Origin of the sequence: Paraburkholderia sp. SIMBA_054, from assembly GCF_046534875.1 — a bacterium.
In the GTDB taxonomy this organism is placed as follows: domain Bacteria; phylum Pseudomonadota; class Gammaproteobacteria; order Burkholderiales; family Burkholderiaceae; genus Paraburkholderia; species Paraburkholderia hospita.
In genome coordinates this window covers 1-262 of the sequence record NZ_JAWRXV010001007.1, presented here as the reverse complement: position 1 = coordinate 262, position 262 = coordinate 1, and the positions used below count along the sequence as shown (strand labels likewise).

Here is a 262-nt window from a genome sequence, read left to right as displayed (position 1 = left end):
CCGCAGAATCGCATCCGCAAAACGACTTCATGACCGCCGCGCGCAAAGAACGAAAGCGCGTTGAGATTTACCTTGTCAACGGCATCCGCCTGACAGGGTGCATCGAGTCGTGCGACCAATATCTGGTGATGCTGCGCACGCCCGTCGGCCTGCAGGGCATCTACAAGCGCGCCATCTCGACGATCCAGCTCGATACCGGAACCCGTCCGGCTCCGCGCGCGGGCCGCCCGTCGCATGGCGAGCACACCACCCGCGGGCCGCA

Annotated in this window: 1 protein-coding gene; it reads left to right on the top strand. The window is 64.9% G+C overall.

Translation table 11 applies throughout. The features are described 5' to 3' along the window. Positions 1-262 (top strand): RNA chaperone Hfq (gene hfq, locus SB822_RS58175; protein ID WP_410859253.1); only part of this gene is annotated, 262 nt, incomplete at both ends.